The organism is Azospirillum sp. TSH64, assembly GCF_003116035.1.
In the GTDB taxonomy this organism is placed as follows: domain Bacteria; phylum Pseudomonadota; class Alphaproteobacteria; order Azospirillales; family Azospirillaceae; genus Azospirillum.
Genome location: NZ_LGQW01000015.1, coordinates 6,963,700 through 6,978,224 on the forward strand (window position 1 = coordinate 6,963,700; position 14,525 = coordinate 6,978,224).

The following is a 14,525-nucleotide window of genomic DNA, read 5'->3' on the forward strand; positions in this document are numbered from 1 at the left end:
TTCCCCGCCTGTCAGTAGGCGGCGTGGTCCCAGAACTGGGCCATGCTGCTGTCGGCATGGTAGCCGTCGGTTCCCATCGACGACCAACTGAGGTCATGAATGCCGTGGGCCAGGACAGGCGCCTTGTCCTTCAGCGAGTAGTCGGCATGCGCGCTGTCCCGGAAACCCGGATTGAAGACCGCATCGTTCGGACCGAAGGCTCGGCCGTTTGCAGCGACGTTGCCGTCCATCGTCAGCCGGCCCGGGCTGAGCAGCTTCCAATACTGTTCGATCGGCATATCGCCGGCCGCGAGGTTGTGGATCACCATGTTGTCATGGGGGCGTGCCTCATTGCCGGCCTTGGGCACCCATTCCAGGCGGATGAAGGCATCCTCCGGACGGCTGGCGATGCCGAAATTGTTCTCCAGCAGGTTGTTGTCGCCGCCATGAACATAGATGCCGGCCCAGGCGAAGCCCTTCACGAAATTGTCGCGCACGATGACGCCGCTGGTCAGATCGTCGAGCGAGATGCCCCAGCCCTTGTGATCGGTCAGCCAGTTGCCCTTCCCGTCGGTGGCGAGACCGCCGGTGTCGATCACCTCGTTGCCGCGGATGACCGAGCCCATGTCCTTGGCCGAGCGGCCAAGCATCTCGATGCCGCCGCCGTCGGCGGTCTCCTGCCCGACATGGTGGATCTTGTTGAACTGGACGGTGTTGTTGCGGTTCAGCTGGCCGTCGTCCCATTCCTTGAACGACACGCCGTAACGCGGGGCGTCGGTGATGTCGTTGTTGCTGACCATGCTGTTGCTGCTGCCGACGGCGCCGATGCCGGCCCCGCCCTTGGTGATCTGGCCGATATGCTCGATGGTGTTGGCGTAGATGCGGTTGCCGTCGGCGGCATGGATCATCGAAACGCCGGTGTCGCCCAGCTGCTCCATGTGGTTGCCGGCGATGCGGCTGTTGTCGGTGCCGTCGAGCGAGACCGCGGTCCCGACATTGACGAAGTGATTGCCGCCGACCGAGTTGCCATGCCCGCCCTGCATCGACAGCGCAGCACCGTCATAGCGGGTGTCGGAGAAGGTCAGCCCTTCGATGCTGACATTGCTGGCATTGCTGGACTTGATCAGCGTGCCAAGCCGGGCGACGACGACGCCGTCCGATTGGAAGCTGGCGGCATGTTCCGGTTTCACCACCAGCTTGCCGTCGCCGGCGCGCCAGCCGAATTCACCGGCGTCGCGGATCAGCGAGGCGTCGTTCATCACCCGATAGGTGCCGCCGGTGCGCAGCGCGTAGGAGGCCGCGTCGTCGAGCGTCACCGTGTGGTGATACTGGTCGATCGACTTCACCTGCGAGATGTCGTCCCTCAGCCGTTCCGTGTCGAATGTCTGGACGACCAGGCCGTCATGGGGCTTCAGGCCCGACGGGATGTCGCCGGTCGAAAAGTTGAAGCTGGTCTTGCTGGCGCCGGTCGAATTGGCCTTCAGCACATGCCAGCCGCTGGTGGCCGCCTCCGCGGGATCGAAATCGCCGGTCTGCGCCGCATGCTGGCGCACGCCGCCGATGCTGACATCCAGGCCGTTGGCCGATGCGAGCTTGGCGGAGTAGAGGCCTTTGCCTTCATAAGTGAAGCCGGTCACCCGCTCTCCGCCGCTGAGGACCGGCGTCTCGTTCCCATAAGCGAGGAAGCTGTGGCCGTCGTCATGGGAGTCGAGTGTCAGAGTCTTGTCCAGGCGATAGGTGCCGCCACGAACATAGGTGGTGTCGACATCGCCCGCCCGCATCGCGTCACGCGCCTTCTCGAGGCTGGCGAAGGGACCGTCGGTGCCGGCGGCGTTGGGAGCGGCGAGCCGCCCGGACCAGCTGTCATTGCCCTTGGTGGACACAAAAAAAGCGGCCTGGTCGGTGGTCGTCATAAGTCGTTCCTCCGTTCTGATGGAGGCATGAGTCGAATTTTTTAGTTAAAATTTTATTTACGGCCTTAGTACCTCTGATGGACAGGAGGGCTCTGCAAGAACGGTATTATGGGATGCGATGAACAGCCACGAATTGGTGGCGATGTGATCCGGTATTAATTGTGAAACTGAACATTCTTTATGGACAAGCTGTCGCTATTCGGGTTCGCGCATTACGAGCATCGCCCAACCGGCATGTGATGCCGACAGTCGCCGCCACGTTACAGGGCATCACTGGACTGGTCATTTTCTGGAATTTTATGATAAGCTGACCGACGCCGGGGTCTTGTTCTTGGTCATACAGCGGTGCCGCGCCCAGTTCAGCGCCAAGGCCGCCCCTCCCCCGGCTACAGGACGTGAAAGGGACCTGTCTTGAGCGAAGAGTTGAAGAACGTCACCGCGACGAACGTCACCGCGACGGTAAAGTGGTTCAAGCCGGAAAAGGGTTTTGGGTTCGTCCGCCTTGCCGATGGCTCCGGCGAGGCTTTCTTGCACGCTTCGGTCCTGGCCGCCGCCTCCCTGCCCAACCCGGTCGAGGGCACGACGGTCGTCTGCGATCTGGCCCAGGGCGCCAAGGGGCCCCAGGTCGTCGCCATTCACTCCGCCACGCCGCCGGAAACCCCGCCCGCCCCGCGTGCCCGCAACCAGCGCCCGCCGCGCGCCACCGCCTCGGCGTCCCAGTCCATGGGCCAGCCGATGGGGCAGCCGGCCGGCCAGGCCGCCGGACAGGGTCCGCAGCCTGAGGATGGCGGTGAGGGCTTCGTCCGTCCGCCGAAGCCGCAGCGCGAACGGCGCGAGCGCCATGCCGAGCCCGCCGGTCCGGCCACGATGGCTTATGGGACGGTGCGCTGGTACAATCTGGACAGCCAGTCCGGCCTGATCGAGCCGTGGGAAGACGGCGCCACCGTCTATTTCGACCGCGCCACCCTGCGCCAGTCCGGCCTGGACATCGTCGCCGACGGCGAGGACGTGCGCTATCTGGCCGTCGGGTCGGAGGATGCGCCGGTCGCCCAGCGGGTCGAGCTGATCTGACGATACCGCCTAAGCAGGCGCTTGCCGCCGCCGGTTGGCCGTAACAGGCCGGCCGCGCGGCGGTCGTTGGACATCGGGTTGGAACCGGCCTGGTTCGGAGGCGGACCGCCTCAGAATCTGGTGGAAAGTGTGAAGAAAGCTCGCGGGGCGCGGTCCTGCGTGCTGTACGGCGTGGTGATGAAGGGCTTGGCCAGTTCCACGCTGGCATCGATGCGCTGGAAAACGCCGAAGCGCAGGCCGACGCCGGTCGAGGCGAGGGACCGGCGGCCATGGCGCGTGCCACCTTCGTAATTGTAAACCGCGCCATAATCGCCGAAGCCATAGGCGACCGCGTAATCCAGCCCGTCCTCCTGGACCGGAAGGATGTATTGCAGCTCCGCCCGGCCGGCGAAGCCGCTGTCGCCGGTGATTTCCGAGGGGTCGAAGGCGCGGCCATACTGCTTGCCGCCAAGCCCGTATTCCTCCGACGACAGCAGCTGGTCCGGGCTGTATTGCGCCTCGCCGGACAGGGCGAGGATCAGTTGGTCGGTCAGGGGCTGGTTGCGCTGGGCCGACAGCAGCAGCTTGCGGAAATCGCTGCGCCCGCCGCCGCGGGTCAGGTTGGCGCTGCCGGATTCCGTGGCGTTGAGGATGTCGAGCCCCTTGGACAGCTCCGCCGTCAGCAGGTTCGAGCCGCCCCAGCCGTCGGCGAAATCGTAGGAGATGTTGGCGGCGACAATACGCAGCCGATCCTGCGACAGCTCGGCGCCCAGCACGTCGGTGCGGCTGTCGCGGATGGTGACGCTGAGGCCGGCGCGCAGGGTTTCCGACCGGCTACGGATGAAGGGATGCGACACCGCCACCCGGGCGGAGGTGGTCAGGCTGTACAGGTCGAGCGGCCGCACGCTGTCGCCGGGCTGCGACCAGGACCGGCGGACGCCATACTCCACCGTCGTGCCCTCGGCATCCACCGGCACCAGTTGCCCGACGTCGAAGAAGCGCAGTTCGCGAATCTGCGGGGTGACGATGCCCTGCGCAGTGGTCCGCTCGAACAGGCCGAGCTGATCCTCGACGGTGGCGACGCCGGTCAGCTGCATCGGGCCGATGGAGCGGGTGCCGCGGTTGTCCAGCGACAGGAAGCCGTTGAAGGGCGTGCGCTCCAGCGCCAGGGTCAGGCGCGAGGCACCGGGGGTGTCGGGCGACGCCTCCAGCACCGTCTTCACCGCGACGCCGGGCAGATCGTCGGCCAGCAGGACGTAGCGCTCCATGTCGGCCATGCGCAGCGGGCGGGAGGCCTTGATCTTCTCCCCCATCTGCCGCAGCAGGCCGAGCCGGTCCTTTGCCTCGCCCTGGACGACCACCTCGTCGACATATCCCTCCACCACCTGCAGGCGGACCACGCCGTCGCGGATGCGCTGGGCTGGCACCACCGCCTGGGACAGCACATAGCCGTCGTTGCGGTAGCGCGCGGTGATGGCGTCGCGGATGGCATAGAGATCCGCCAGCGTCACCGGCTTGCCGAGCTTGTCGCGCCACAGGGCCGACAGGCTGTCGCCGTCATAGACGCTGTTGCCGTCGATGCGGATCTCGGTCAGCGTCAAGGAGATGCGTTCGGCATCGCGCGGCGGCGGTGCCTTCTCCGGCGCCGGCATCTCGATCTCCGGCGAGGATTGCGGCACGGCCGGACGCTCGAAGCGCTGCTCCAGCCGGTTGGGATCGAGCGACGGCGGCAGCACCGGCGGTACCGCCTGGGCCAGTGCCGGCAACGGAGCGGCTGCTCCGGCCAGCAACAGGGCGGACAGGCGGACGAGCCGCCGGAGGCCGGGAGGCGCGGAAATGAGCATGGCGGAATTGGCGGTTCGGGACACGGCTCGTCGTCGCAAGGCTATTTGTCGGTGAGGGCGGTCACGCCGGCCCAGTCCGGACCGGCGGTTTGTCCGATGCGCTTTTCGGCCTTGCGCAGCATCGCCAGTGCCGCACCGTCGACGGCCACCAGCGCGCGGAACCCGGCGGCGGCGGCCTCGAACCGGCCGGCGCGCCAATGGTCCAGGGCGGAGGCGTAGGCGGCGCGCTGGGCGCGGTCCTCGGGATCGGCACGGCGGGCCTCGGACAGCGGCTCGAACACCTCGACCGGTTCGCTGCGGCCGACGACCTGCACGATGTCGAGCGCGCGGAAGGCCTCCGGGTCGCCATGGTGGCGCACGGTCTCGCCGCTGACCATCAGCACGGAGTTGTAGTATTTGTTGGCGCCCTCCAGCCGCGAGGCCAGATTCACCGTGTCGCCCATCACCGTGTAGTTGAAGCGGCGCGGCGAGCCGATGTTGCCGATCAGCGCCGGACCGGTGGCGATGCCGGTGCGGTTGGAGCCGCGCCCGCTGGCCGTCGCCAGCAGGGTCGGGTCGTCCACCATCGCCTGACGCATCGCCAGCGCAGCCGACACCGCGGCGCGGGCATGATTGTCGATGGCATAGGGGGCGCCGAACACCGCCAGCACGGCATCGCCGATGTATTTGTCGACGAAGCCGCCATGCGCCTCGATGATGTCGGTCATCACCGTGAAATAGCGGTTCAGCACGGCGACCAGCGCTTCCGGCTCCATGCCCTCCGACATCCTGGTGAAACCGGCGATGTCGCAGAACAGGATGGACAGGTCGCGCTCTTCCCCGCCCAGGCTGGGCGACTGGCCCGACGCGATCATGTCGTCGATCAGCGATCCGGGCAGGTAGAGCTTGAAGGCGTTGCGGATGTGCCGCTGGTCACGGTCGAGCACGGCGAAACGGAAGCCGAGCGCCAGCGGGAAGACCAGAAGCGCCGCCAGCGCCGCCTGCAGGTAGGGCAGCACCAGCCCGCCCTGGAAGGCCTGCACCGCCACCCCGCTCCACCCCGCCAGCAGCAGGAGCAGCCCGGCCGCGGCCACCGCTGGCCGGGTCGCCAGCGTCACCACCGCGGCCAGACCGGCCAGCAGCAGGACCAGGGCAGCGGCGGCCGGCCGGCCGGTTTCCTCCAGCGCGTCGTGCGCCATCAGGTTGGAGATGGCGGCGGCGTGGATGTAGACGCCGGGAATGCTGTCGCGGGTGCGGCCGGCGACATACAGCTCGCTCATCACCGGCAGGGTGCAGCGTTCGGGAAGGTTCATCCCCTCCGGCTTGGTGACCCAGCGGTTGGAGGACAGCTTGCGGTCCTCGACATCCAGCACGGTGCCGACCATCACCGCCTTGCCCTTGAAGTGCCTGGCGAAGAAGTCGGCCTTGCCGGCTTCGGCGCAGGCATGGAGGTCGGCCAGCGAATAGGTCGGGATGGCCCCGGCGGCGGTGGCGTGGTTGACCAGCAGCCGGTTGCCCTCCCCGCCCGGCACCCGGTAGCCGGCCAGCGTGGCCGAGCCGTCGGCCCCCCGCTCCAGCGGCGCCTTCAGCGCGCGGGAGGCGACCTCGACCGCCATGCCGGGCTCGGCCTTCGGCTGGCCGTCGGGTCCGGCGACGGACAGCGTCAGCGGGACCCGGCGCAGCACGCCGTCGGCATCCTCCACCAGATTGACCGAGCGGACATTGTTCACCCCGGCGGCGATCGTATAGCCGCGGTAGGGCATCAGCGGGTCGCTCTGATGCTGGACCTTGGCCAGCACCAGCCGCCCCTCTTTGCCGCCGCGGCGGAGCGTCAGCAGGTAATCGCGCTCGAAGCCCGGGATCAGCGTCTCGACCGAGGTCGGGTGGACGAGGTCGAGGCCAATGGCCGCCGCCCCGCCATCCAGCAGGGCACCGAGGACGGTGCCCAGCCGCGGCCCCCACAGCGCCTGCGGCGTGCCGGCGAACGGCGGGCGGCGGTAGGTCTCCTCGTCGATGCCGACCACCACCACCGGCGAGGGGTCGGGGGCCGGCCGGGGACCATGCACCCGCTCCCGCAGCCAATAGAGGCTGTCGATCGACGGCCCCTGCAGCATGGACGAGGCCGCCAGCACCAGAAGCGACGCGACCGCCGGCGCCACCGCGCCGAGCAGGACCAGCCGGACGCGCCGGGGCAGCCTCATCGCGTTCAACCGCCGCGCCCGCCGCTCAGAAGCGGATCAGCCGGCCGAGCGCCGGACCGCCGCCGGCCGCGGCCTTCTCGTCGATCTTCACGGTGAAGGACTTCTGCCCGGCGGCGATCTTGTAGAGGCCGCCCGGTTCCAGCCCGGCGCCGCTCTTGGCGGTGTCCAGCGTGGTGCCGGGAACATTGACCGTGCTCAGCGCGATGCCCTGCACGTCCAGCCGGTCGATGGTGACCGGGCCGGGCGCCGACAGGATCAGCACCGGATGGGTCTTGAACAGGGTCAGGTCCGGCTTGGGCAGCGGCGCCTTCATGCCCGCCAGGGCGATGGGGGCGCTGCGGAAGACGGTCACCCCCGCCTTGCCTGCCTCGTTGGAAGCCAGCAGCAGCTTGCCGCCGTCGCAGGGCAGCGTGTGGCGGTCGATGCTGCCGCCCTGCACCGCCGATTCGCGGGCGCCGACCGTCACCGAACCGCCGGTGATCGTCTCGTTGACGCAGGATTCCAGATAGCTCAGCGTCAGCGTCTGCCCGGCCTTCAACGTGAGCGTGCGGCCTGCCGCCAGATAGTCCATCGGCTGCACGCCGTCGACGCCGTCCGACACATCCTCAACCAATGCGGTGGGTGCGGCCGGGGCCGGAGCCGGATCCGCGGCGAGCGCCAGCGGCGATGCAGCCAGCAGAAGCAGGGTTCCGGCAACGGCGGAGCGGACGGGCATCTGGAACGCGACGGACATGGAAAAACGGCCTCCCGGTCAGTGCAGGGGGCTGTACCCCCTACGGACGGCATCACTATAGCTGCTGTTTCCTTTAACGAAGTTACCGGGGTACTTCAAATCCAATACGCCGCCGCCGCTTCCGATCACAGCGATGCCGCCGGTAAATTCCCGTCATCCCGGCGACATCCTATTGTCAAGAAAGTGAAATACTCCCGCCACAACGCCGTCATGACCACCGGCTAATATACACCTCCCGCGCGTGGCGGCCTTCCGGGTCCCGCCGGATGGGACGGACATCATTGGAGCGTCGCGACCGAACATGGGTACCGAACACATCGTCCGCTCCTTCGCGCAGGAATTGCAGCGTCTGTCCAACCTCGTCACCCAGATGGGCGGCGTGGCGGAAGCCCAGGTGGAGGCCGCGGTGAAGGCGGTGACCCGCCGCGACGTCGGGCTGGCCTCCCAGGTGATGCAGGCCGATGCCCGGCTCGACGCCTACGAGCGGGACATCGACGCCGAGGCGGTGCGGCTGCTGGCTCTGCGCCAGCCGATGGCCCAGGACCTGCGCGAGATCGTCTCGGCCCTGAAGGTCTCGGCCGATCTGGAACGCATCGGCGACTATGCCGCCAACGTCGCCAAGCGGTCGCTGGCGCTGGCCCAGGTGCCGGTGGTGCGGCCGGCCGCCGGCATCCCGCGCATGGGCCGGCTGGTCGAGGCGATCCTGAAGGAGGTGCTCGACGCCTATATCGAGCGCGACGTCGACAAGGCCATCGCCGCCTGGGAGCGCGACGAGGAGCTGGACGACCTCTACACCAGCCTGTTCCGCGAGGTCCTCACCTACATGATGGAGGACCCGCGCAACATCACGCCCTGCACGCATCTGCTGTTCATGGCGAAGAATCTGGAGCGCATCGGCGACCACGCCACCAACATCGCCGAGATCATCCATTTCCTGGTGGTCGGCAGCCCCCTGACGGTGCTGCGCCCGAAGAACGACGGCAGCAGCTTCGCCGTCGTCACGCCGATGGCGCCGGATAGCGACACGGCGTTCCCGCTCGACGAGGATGCCGGCCCCGCCGACGCCGGCTGACCCCTCCCCGCCCGCCTCTCGCACTTGCCCGGACCGCCGCCGGCAGCGACACTTTGTCCGGCCAAAGCCTGCGGATTCGCACGCGCAGGGGAGATACCGCCACGGTGCGGGGCTTTTCCGTTTGCATGCGGCGCGGGGGTCGGGTATTAGCCCGCCCCGTGTGCCCGACATCAGCCGCGGCATCCCTTTCCCTGCCTGCAACGAGACACGCTGGTCATGCCCGCCGACGCACTGAGCTCCGCCCTGCTTCCCGCCGGACTGCACGACGTGCTGCCGTCCGAAGCGGCGCATGAGGCGGCCGCCGTCGAACGCCTGCTGGCGGAATTCGCCGCGCAGGGCTACCGCCGCGTCGATCCGCCGCTGGTCGAGTTTGAAGAGAACCTGCTCTCCGGCCCCGGTGCCGCGATGTCCAAGCAGACCTTCCGGCTGATGGACCCGCATTCGCAGCGGATGATGGCGGTCCGCGCCGACATCACCCCCCAGATCGCCCGCATCGCCACCACCCGCCTGAAGAACGAGGCCCGGCCGCTGCGCCTGTGCTACGCGGGCCAGGTGCTGCGGGTGAAGGGATCGCAGCTGCGCCCCGAACGCCAGTTCACCCAGGTCGGCGTCGAGCTGATCGGCGCGCTGGAGGCCGAGGCCGATGCCGAGGTGGTCCTGCTTGCCGTCCAGGCGCTGACCGCCATCGGCGTGCCGCACCTGTCGGTCGATCTCTGCGTGCCGACCATGGTGTCGCGCATCTGCGCCGGCCTCGGGCTGGGCGAGGACGAGATCCGGCAGCTGCGCGCCGCACTCGACCGCAAGGACTCGGCCGCCGTGGCGGCCGTCGGCGGCCCTGCCGCCTCGCTGCTGGAAACGCTGATGAGCGCGTCCGGTCCCGCCGACCGCGCCATGCAGGCGCTGGCCGCCCTGCCGCTGCCGGAGGGGGCCGAGAAGGACCGCCGCCGGCTGACCGACACGCTGGCCCTGCTGCGCGCGGCGATGCCGGACCTGACGGTGACCATCGATCTGGTGGAGCATCGCGGCTTCGAGTACCAGACCGGCCTCAGCTTCACCCTGTTCTCCCGCGCCGCGGGCGAGCTGGGCCAGGGCGGGCGCTACCGCGCCGGCGCCCAGGGGGAAGACCGCGGCGAGCCGGCGACCGGCTTCACGCTGTACATGGATACGCTGCTGCGCGCGGTTCCGGCGGCCAAGGCCCCGGGCCGGGTCTATGTGCCGCATGGCAGCGGCTGGGAAACGGCGCGCAGGCTGCGGGCCGACGGATGGGTGACGGTCGCCGGGCTTGCCCCGGTGGCCGATGCGGCCGCGGAAGCCAGACGGCTCCATTGCGGCCATTGGCTGGTTGGCGGGGACGTCAAGCCGGTCGGGTGACCCTGGGTTCAAACGACTTGCGTTCAAGGAAGTTGGGTTCAAGCGAGTTGGGTTCAGGGTGAACGGGCCCCCACGCCGCGCGGATGGTACCCTGCGGTGGATCGGGAGGCTGAGCGGTTCCTTTTTGAAGTTTTGCGGAGACGAGAGATGGCCAACGTTGCGGTGGTCGGCGCCCAGTGGGGCGACGAGGGCAAGGGCAAGATCGTCGACTGGCTGTCCAGCCGGGCCGATGTGGTGGTGCGCTTCCAGGGCGGTCACAACGCCGGCCACACGCTGGTGATCAACGGCGTCGAATACAAGCTGAGCCTGCTGCCGTCCGGCGTGGTGCGCCAGAGCAAGCTGTCGGTCATCGGCAACGGCGTCGTCTTCGACCCCTGGGCCTTCATCCGCGAAGTCAACGCGATCAAGGAGAAGGGCGTCACCGTCAACCCGGAAAACCTGATCGTCGCCGAGAACGTGCCGCTGATCCTGCCGGTGCACAGCGCACTCGACAAGGCGCGCGAAGAGGCCAAGGGCGCCGGCAAGATCGGCACCACCGGCCGCGGCATCGGCCCGGCCTATGAGGACAAGGTCGCCCGCCGCGCCATCCGCCTGTGCGACCTGACCGACGACGCCGTGCTGGTGGAGAAGGTCGACGCCCTGCTCGCCCACCACAACGCGCTGTTCCGCGCGCTGGGCGCGCCGGAGATGACCCCGGCCGACATCCTGGAGCCGCTGCGCGAGATCGCCCCGCAGGTCCTGCCCTACGCCGCCGTCGTCTGGAAGCAGCTGGACGAGTTGCGCCGCGCCGGCAAGCGCATCCTGTTCGAGGGCGCCCAGGGCACGATGCTGGACATCGACCACGGCACCTACCCGTACGTTACCTCCTCCAACACGGTGGCCGGCAACGCCGCCGCCGGCAGCGGCATGGGCCCGCGCGCCGTCGGCTATGTGCTGGGCATCTGCAAGGCCTACACCACCCGCGTCGGCTCCGGCCCCTTCCCGACCGAGCTCAAGGACGAGATCGGCGAGCTGATCGGCCAGAAGGGCAAGGAGTTCGGCGTCGTCACCGGGCGCAAGCGCCGCTGCGGCTGGTTCGACGCCGTCATGGTCCGCCAGGCGGTCAAGACCGGCGGCATCGACGGCATCGCCCTGACCAAGCTGGACGTTCTGGACGGCTTCGACGAGATCAAGGTCTGCGTCGGCTATCGCCTGGACGGCCAGGAACTCGACTATTACCCGTCGAACGCCGGCTCCCAGGCCCGCGTCGAGCCGATCTACGAGACCTTCGAAGGCTGGAAGGACACCACCCGCGGCGCCCGTTCGTGGGCGGAGTTGCCGGCCCAGGCGGTCAAGTATGTCCGCCACATCGAGGAGCTGATCCAGGCCCCGGTCGCCCTGCTGTCGACCAGCCCGGAACGCGACGACACCATCCTGATGACGGACCCCTTCGCCGATTGATCCAGCGGGAGGTTCTCCTGAAGAAAAAGGGCCGGCATTCCGCCGGCCCTTTTTCGTTTCCGCTGTCCCAGGTTGGACCACCCCCGATCACACCGACCGCGTCAGCCCGCCATCGACCCGGATGTTCTGGCCGGTGATGTAGCCGGCGCCCGGCGAGGCCAGGAAGGCCACCGTGGCGGCGATCTCCTCGCTGCTGCCGTAGCGCTGCATCGGCACGCTCTGGCGCCGCTCCTCGGTCGCGGGCAAGCTGTCGATCCAGCCCGGCAGGACGTTGTTCATCCGCACATTCTCCGCCGCATACTGCTCGGCGAAGAGCTTGGTGTAGGCGGCCAGACCGGCCCGCGCGACGGCGGAGGTCGGGAACATGGCGCTCGGCTCGAACGCCCAGGCGGTGGAGATGTTGACGATGGAGCCGCCCTTCTGCCCGACCATGATCGGCGCCACCAGCCGGACCGCCCGCACGACGTTGAGGAAATAGACCTCGATGCCGCGGTGCCAGTCCTCGTCGCTGATCTCCAGCAGGGCGCCGCGCGGACCATGGCCGGCGCTGTTGACCAGCGCGTCGATGCGGCCCCAGCGCTCCATCGTCGCATCGACCAGCCGCTTCAGATCGTCGTTCGACTGGTTCGACCCGGTCACCCCGATGCCGCCCAGTTCCCCGGCCAGAGCCTCGCCCTTGCCGGAGGAGGACAGGATCGCGACCTTGAAGCCGTCGGCCGCCAGCCGGCGCGCCGAAGCCGCGCCCATGCCGCTGCCGCCGGCGGTGATGACGGCAACCTTTTCGTCGGACATGCTCATTCCTCCCAATCCTGCAGTTGCCCAACCATAAGGGCGGCCGGTCGCCGCCTCAAATGCGATTTCAGGCGGGCCGGAAGCTGCGGAGCGGGAGGCGTCAGATGTCGAAGTTGGCGGCGATGGTGCCGGTGGACTGGCGATGACGCAGGGCGTCGGCCAGCGTCTGGTTGTCGAGCACGGCGGCGGTGGCGTCGCGGACCTGGACCATCAGCCAGCGCACCGAGCAGGTCTCGGTATCGATGCAGTCCTCGCACGGCCGGAAGGACGCCTTGCTGGCGCAGGGAATCGGCGCCAGATGGCCGTCGATCAGGCGGATCACCTCGCCGAAGGTGATCTCCGCGGCCGGGCGGGCAAGCCGGTAGCCGCCGCTCTTGCCGCGCTTGGCGAACAGGATGCCTTCCTTGCGCAACTCGACCAGGATCGCTTCCAGGAACTTGCGCGGGATGTTCTCGCGCTCCGCAATGTCGGCGATCAGGATCAGGTCGCCATTGTCCTTCTCCGCCAGCATGATCAGGGCACGCAACGCGTATTTGGCTTTCTGCGACAGCATTCCGGCGGAATCCGTATTATGGCGGCGGCGGTTGGGTGGTCCGCCCCGATCTAAAGCTTCGGTGGTTAACATTTCGTACCGGTCCGTTATTCCACCCCAGGGCGTAACTTGCGGCCGGAACCCGCGGACCTTAGATCGGATCGCAGAAAATCGGAATCGAATTGACGCGCGAATGGTTTGCGGCAGCCGTCGCGGGCGCGTTAAGGTCACCCCGCTCATAGGATCATTCCGCCATTTTCCCGCAGAACCGAAGGTCAGGCCATGCAGTACGCCATCGTTCCGGTCACCCCGTTCCAGCAGAACTGCACGGTGCTCTGGTGCCCCGAGACGATGAAGGGCGCCGCCATCGATCCCGGCGGCGACCTTGACCGCATCCTGGCCGCCGTGAAGGCGAAGGGCGTGACGCTGGAGAAGATCCTCGTCACCCATGGCCACATCGACCATGCCGGCGCCGTCGCCGACCTGGCCGACAAGCTGACGCTGCCCATCGAGGGCCCGCACCGCGACGACCAGTTCTGGATCGACGGCATGCCGATGCAGAGCCAGATGTTCGGCTTCCCGCCGGTGCGCTCCTTCACCCCCGGCCGCTGGCTGGAGGAGGGCGACACGGTGACCGTCGGCAACCAGACGCTGGAGGTGCGCCACTGCCCCGGCCACACACCCGGCCATGTCGTGTTCGTCCATGTGCCGTCGAAGCTCGCCATCGTCGGCGACGTGCTGTTTCAGGGCTCCGTCGGTCGCACCGATTTTCCCAAGGGCAACCACGGCGACCTGATCGCCTCGATCCGCGACAAGCTGTTCCCCTACGGCGACGACATCGCCTTCATCCCCGGCCACGGACCGATGTCGAGCTTCGGCGAGGAGCGGCTGTACAACCCGTTCCTGAACGATTAACCGTCGCACAGTCGGAAATCTTCCGATTCGGAACTCGGGCAGTCAGGCTGAACACGCAAGTCCTGTAGCGCGTCTGCTCTCCTTCGCGCCTTCAGGCGTCGGAGATGGCTGCCCGTCCCTTATGGGGGTGGCCTTGGAGCCGTGCGCCTGCCAGAAGGCTCCAATTTTTCGATAAGACACAACTTTCAAGACCATGGTTCGAGCTATTTTCGCAAAAAAGTTATAATCCCGCAATTTTTATAATTTCAATTTGAATGTCTCCATCGGATATGCGCGAATATGCACGACAATCATCACTTTTTAGCCTCATCGGTTGCAGAAATATCTCTTAAAGCAATCCGCGCGCAAAAGGACTTATCATGAGAAAGATGTTGCTCTCCGCCGGTTTTGCCATTGCGAGCGGCATGGCGCTCTTCAGCGCGCCGGCCGTCGCGTGTAACGTCGAACCCTATATCGGCACGATCTGCACCTACTCCTTCGATTGGTGCCCGCAGGGCTATGTCACGGCCGACGGCCGGACCTTGGCCGTCCGGGAGAACCAAGCGCTGTTCGCGCTGATCGGCTATCGCTACGGCGGCAACAATGCCGATCTCTTCGCCGTCCCCGACCTGCGCGGCCGTGCCGCCATCGGTTCCGGCACCGGCCCCGGCCTGGCGACCATCAACATCGGCGCCAAGGTCGGCCAGCAGGAACTGCTGCTTTCG

General features: G+C 67.6%; 12 protein-coding genes. 6 read left to right on the top strand and 6 right to left on the bottom strand.

The genetic code is table 11. The features are described 5' to 3' along the window. Positions 1-11: 11 nt before the first annotated feature. Positions 12-1,892 (bottom strand): right-handed parallel beta-helix repeat-containing protein, encoded by a 1,881-nt coding sequence (locus TSH64_RS32650; protein ID WP_109451423.1) that lies wholly within the window; start codon positions 1,890-1,892, stop codon positions 12-14. Between the two features lie 411 nt (positions 1,893-2,303). Between TSH64_RS32650 and TSH64_RS32655 the strand changes: the two genes are divergently transcribed. Next, positions 2,304-2,963, top strand: a complete 660-nt coding sequence (locus TSH64_RS32655; RefSeq protein WP_247873280.1) for a cold shock domain-containing protein — start codon at positions 2,304-2,306, stop codon at positions 2,961-2,963. A gap of 110 nt (positions 2,964-3,073) precedes the next feature. Here the strand turns inward: TSH64_RS32655 and TSH64_RS32660 are convergent, their stop codons facing one another. From TSH64_RS32660 to TSH64_RS32670, 3 genes are read right to left on the bottom strand one after another with little or no spacing between them, the layout of a single operon-like run. Next, on the bottom strand, positions 3,074-4,786 hold the full coding sequence (locus TSH64_RS32660) for a ShlB/FhaC/HecB family hemolysin secretion/activation protein (protein ID WP_109451425.1): 1,713 nt from the start codon (positions 4,784-4,786) through the stop codon (positions 3,074-3,076). A gap of 41 nt (positions 4,787-4,827) precedes the next feature. Continuing rightward, positions 4,828-6,966, bottom strand: a complete 2,139-nt coding sequence (locus TSH64_RS32665) for an adenylate/guanylate cyclase domain-containing protein (protein WP_109451428.1) — start codon at positions 6,964-6,966, stop codon at positions 4,828-4,830. Between the two features lie 25 nt (positions 6,967-6,991). After that, positions 6,992-7,699, bottom strand: a complete 708-nt coding sequence (locus tag TSH64_RS32670) for a hypothetical protein (RefSeq protein WP_109451430.1) — start codon at positions 7,697-7,699, stop codon at positions 6,992-6,994. A gap of 301 nt (positions 7,700-8,000) precedes the next feature. Between TSH64_RS32670 and phoU the strand changes: the two genes are divergently transcribed. From phoU to TSH64_RS32690, 3 genes are all read left to right on the top strand, one after another. Next, positions 8,001-8,771 carry a phosphate signaling complex protein PhoU gene (gene phoU, locus TSH64_RS32675; protein WP_109451432.1) on the top strand — a complete coding sequence of 257 codons (771 nt, stop codon included), beginning with the start codon at positions 8,001-8,003 and terminating at the stop codon, positions 8,769-8,771. Positions 8,772-8,987: 216 nt separating this feature from the next. Next, entirely contained in the window at positions 8,988-10,142 is a 1,155-nt protein-coding gene (locus tag TSH64_RS32685) for an ATP phosphoribosyltransferase regulatory subunit (RefSeq protein WP_109451438.1), read from the top strand. Between the two features lie 147 nt (positions 10,143-10,289). Beyond that, positions 10,290-11,582 (top strand): adenylosuccinate synthase, encoded by a 1,293-nt coding sequence (locus TSH64_RS32690; RefSeq protein ID WP_109451440.1) that lies wholly within the window; start codon positions 10,290-10,292, stop codon positions 11,580-11,582. Positions 11,583-11,669: 87 nt separating this feature from the next. On the opposite strand, the gene TSH64_RS32695 is transcribed toward TSH64_RS32690, so the two are convergent. Further along, positions 11,670-12,374 (bottom strand): SDR family oxidoreductase, encoded by a 705-nt coding sequence (locus tag TSH64_RS32695; RefSeq protein ID WP_109453261.1) that lies wholly within the window; start codon positions 12,372-12,374, stop codon positions 11,670-11,672. Between the two features lie 100 nt (positions 12,375-12,474). Continuing rightward, positions 12,475-12,927 (bottom strand): Rrf2 family transcriptional regulator, encoded by a 453-nt coding sequence (locus TSH64_RS32700; protein ID WP_098738201.1) that lies wholly within the window; start codon positions 12,925-12,927, stop codon positions 12,475-12,477. Between the two features lie 261 nt (positions 12,928-13,188). Between TSH64_RS32700 and TSH64_RS32705 the strand changes: the two genes are divergently transcribed. Next, positions 13,189-13,821 carry an MBL fold metallo-hydrolase gene (locus tag TSH64_RS32705; protein ID WP_109451442.1) on the top strand — a complete coding sequence of 211 codons (633 nt, stop codon included), beginning with the start codon at positions 13,189-13,191 and terminating at the stop codon, positions 13,819-13,821. Between the two features lie 368 nt (positions 13,822-14,189). Beyond that, positions 14,190-14,525 (top strand): phage tail protein (locus TSH64_RS32710; RefSeq protein ID WP_247873281.1); only part of this gene is annotated, 336 nt, incomplete at its 3' end.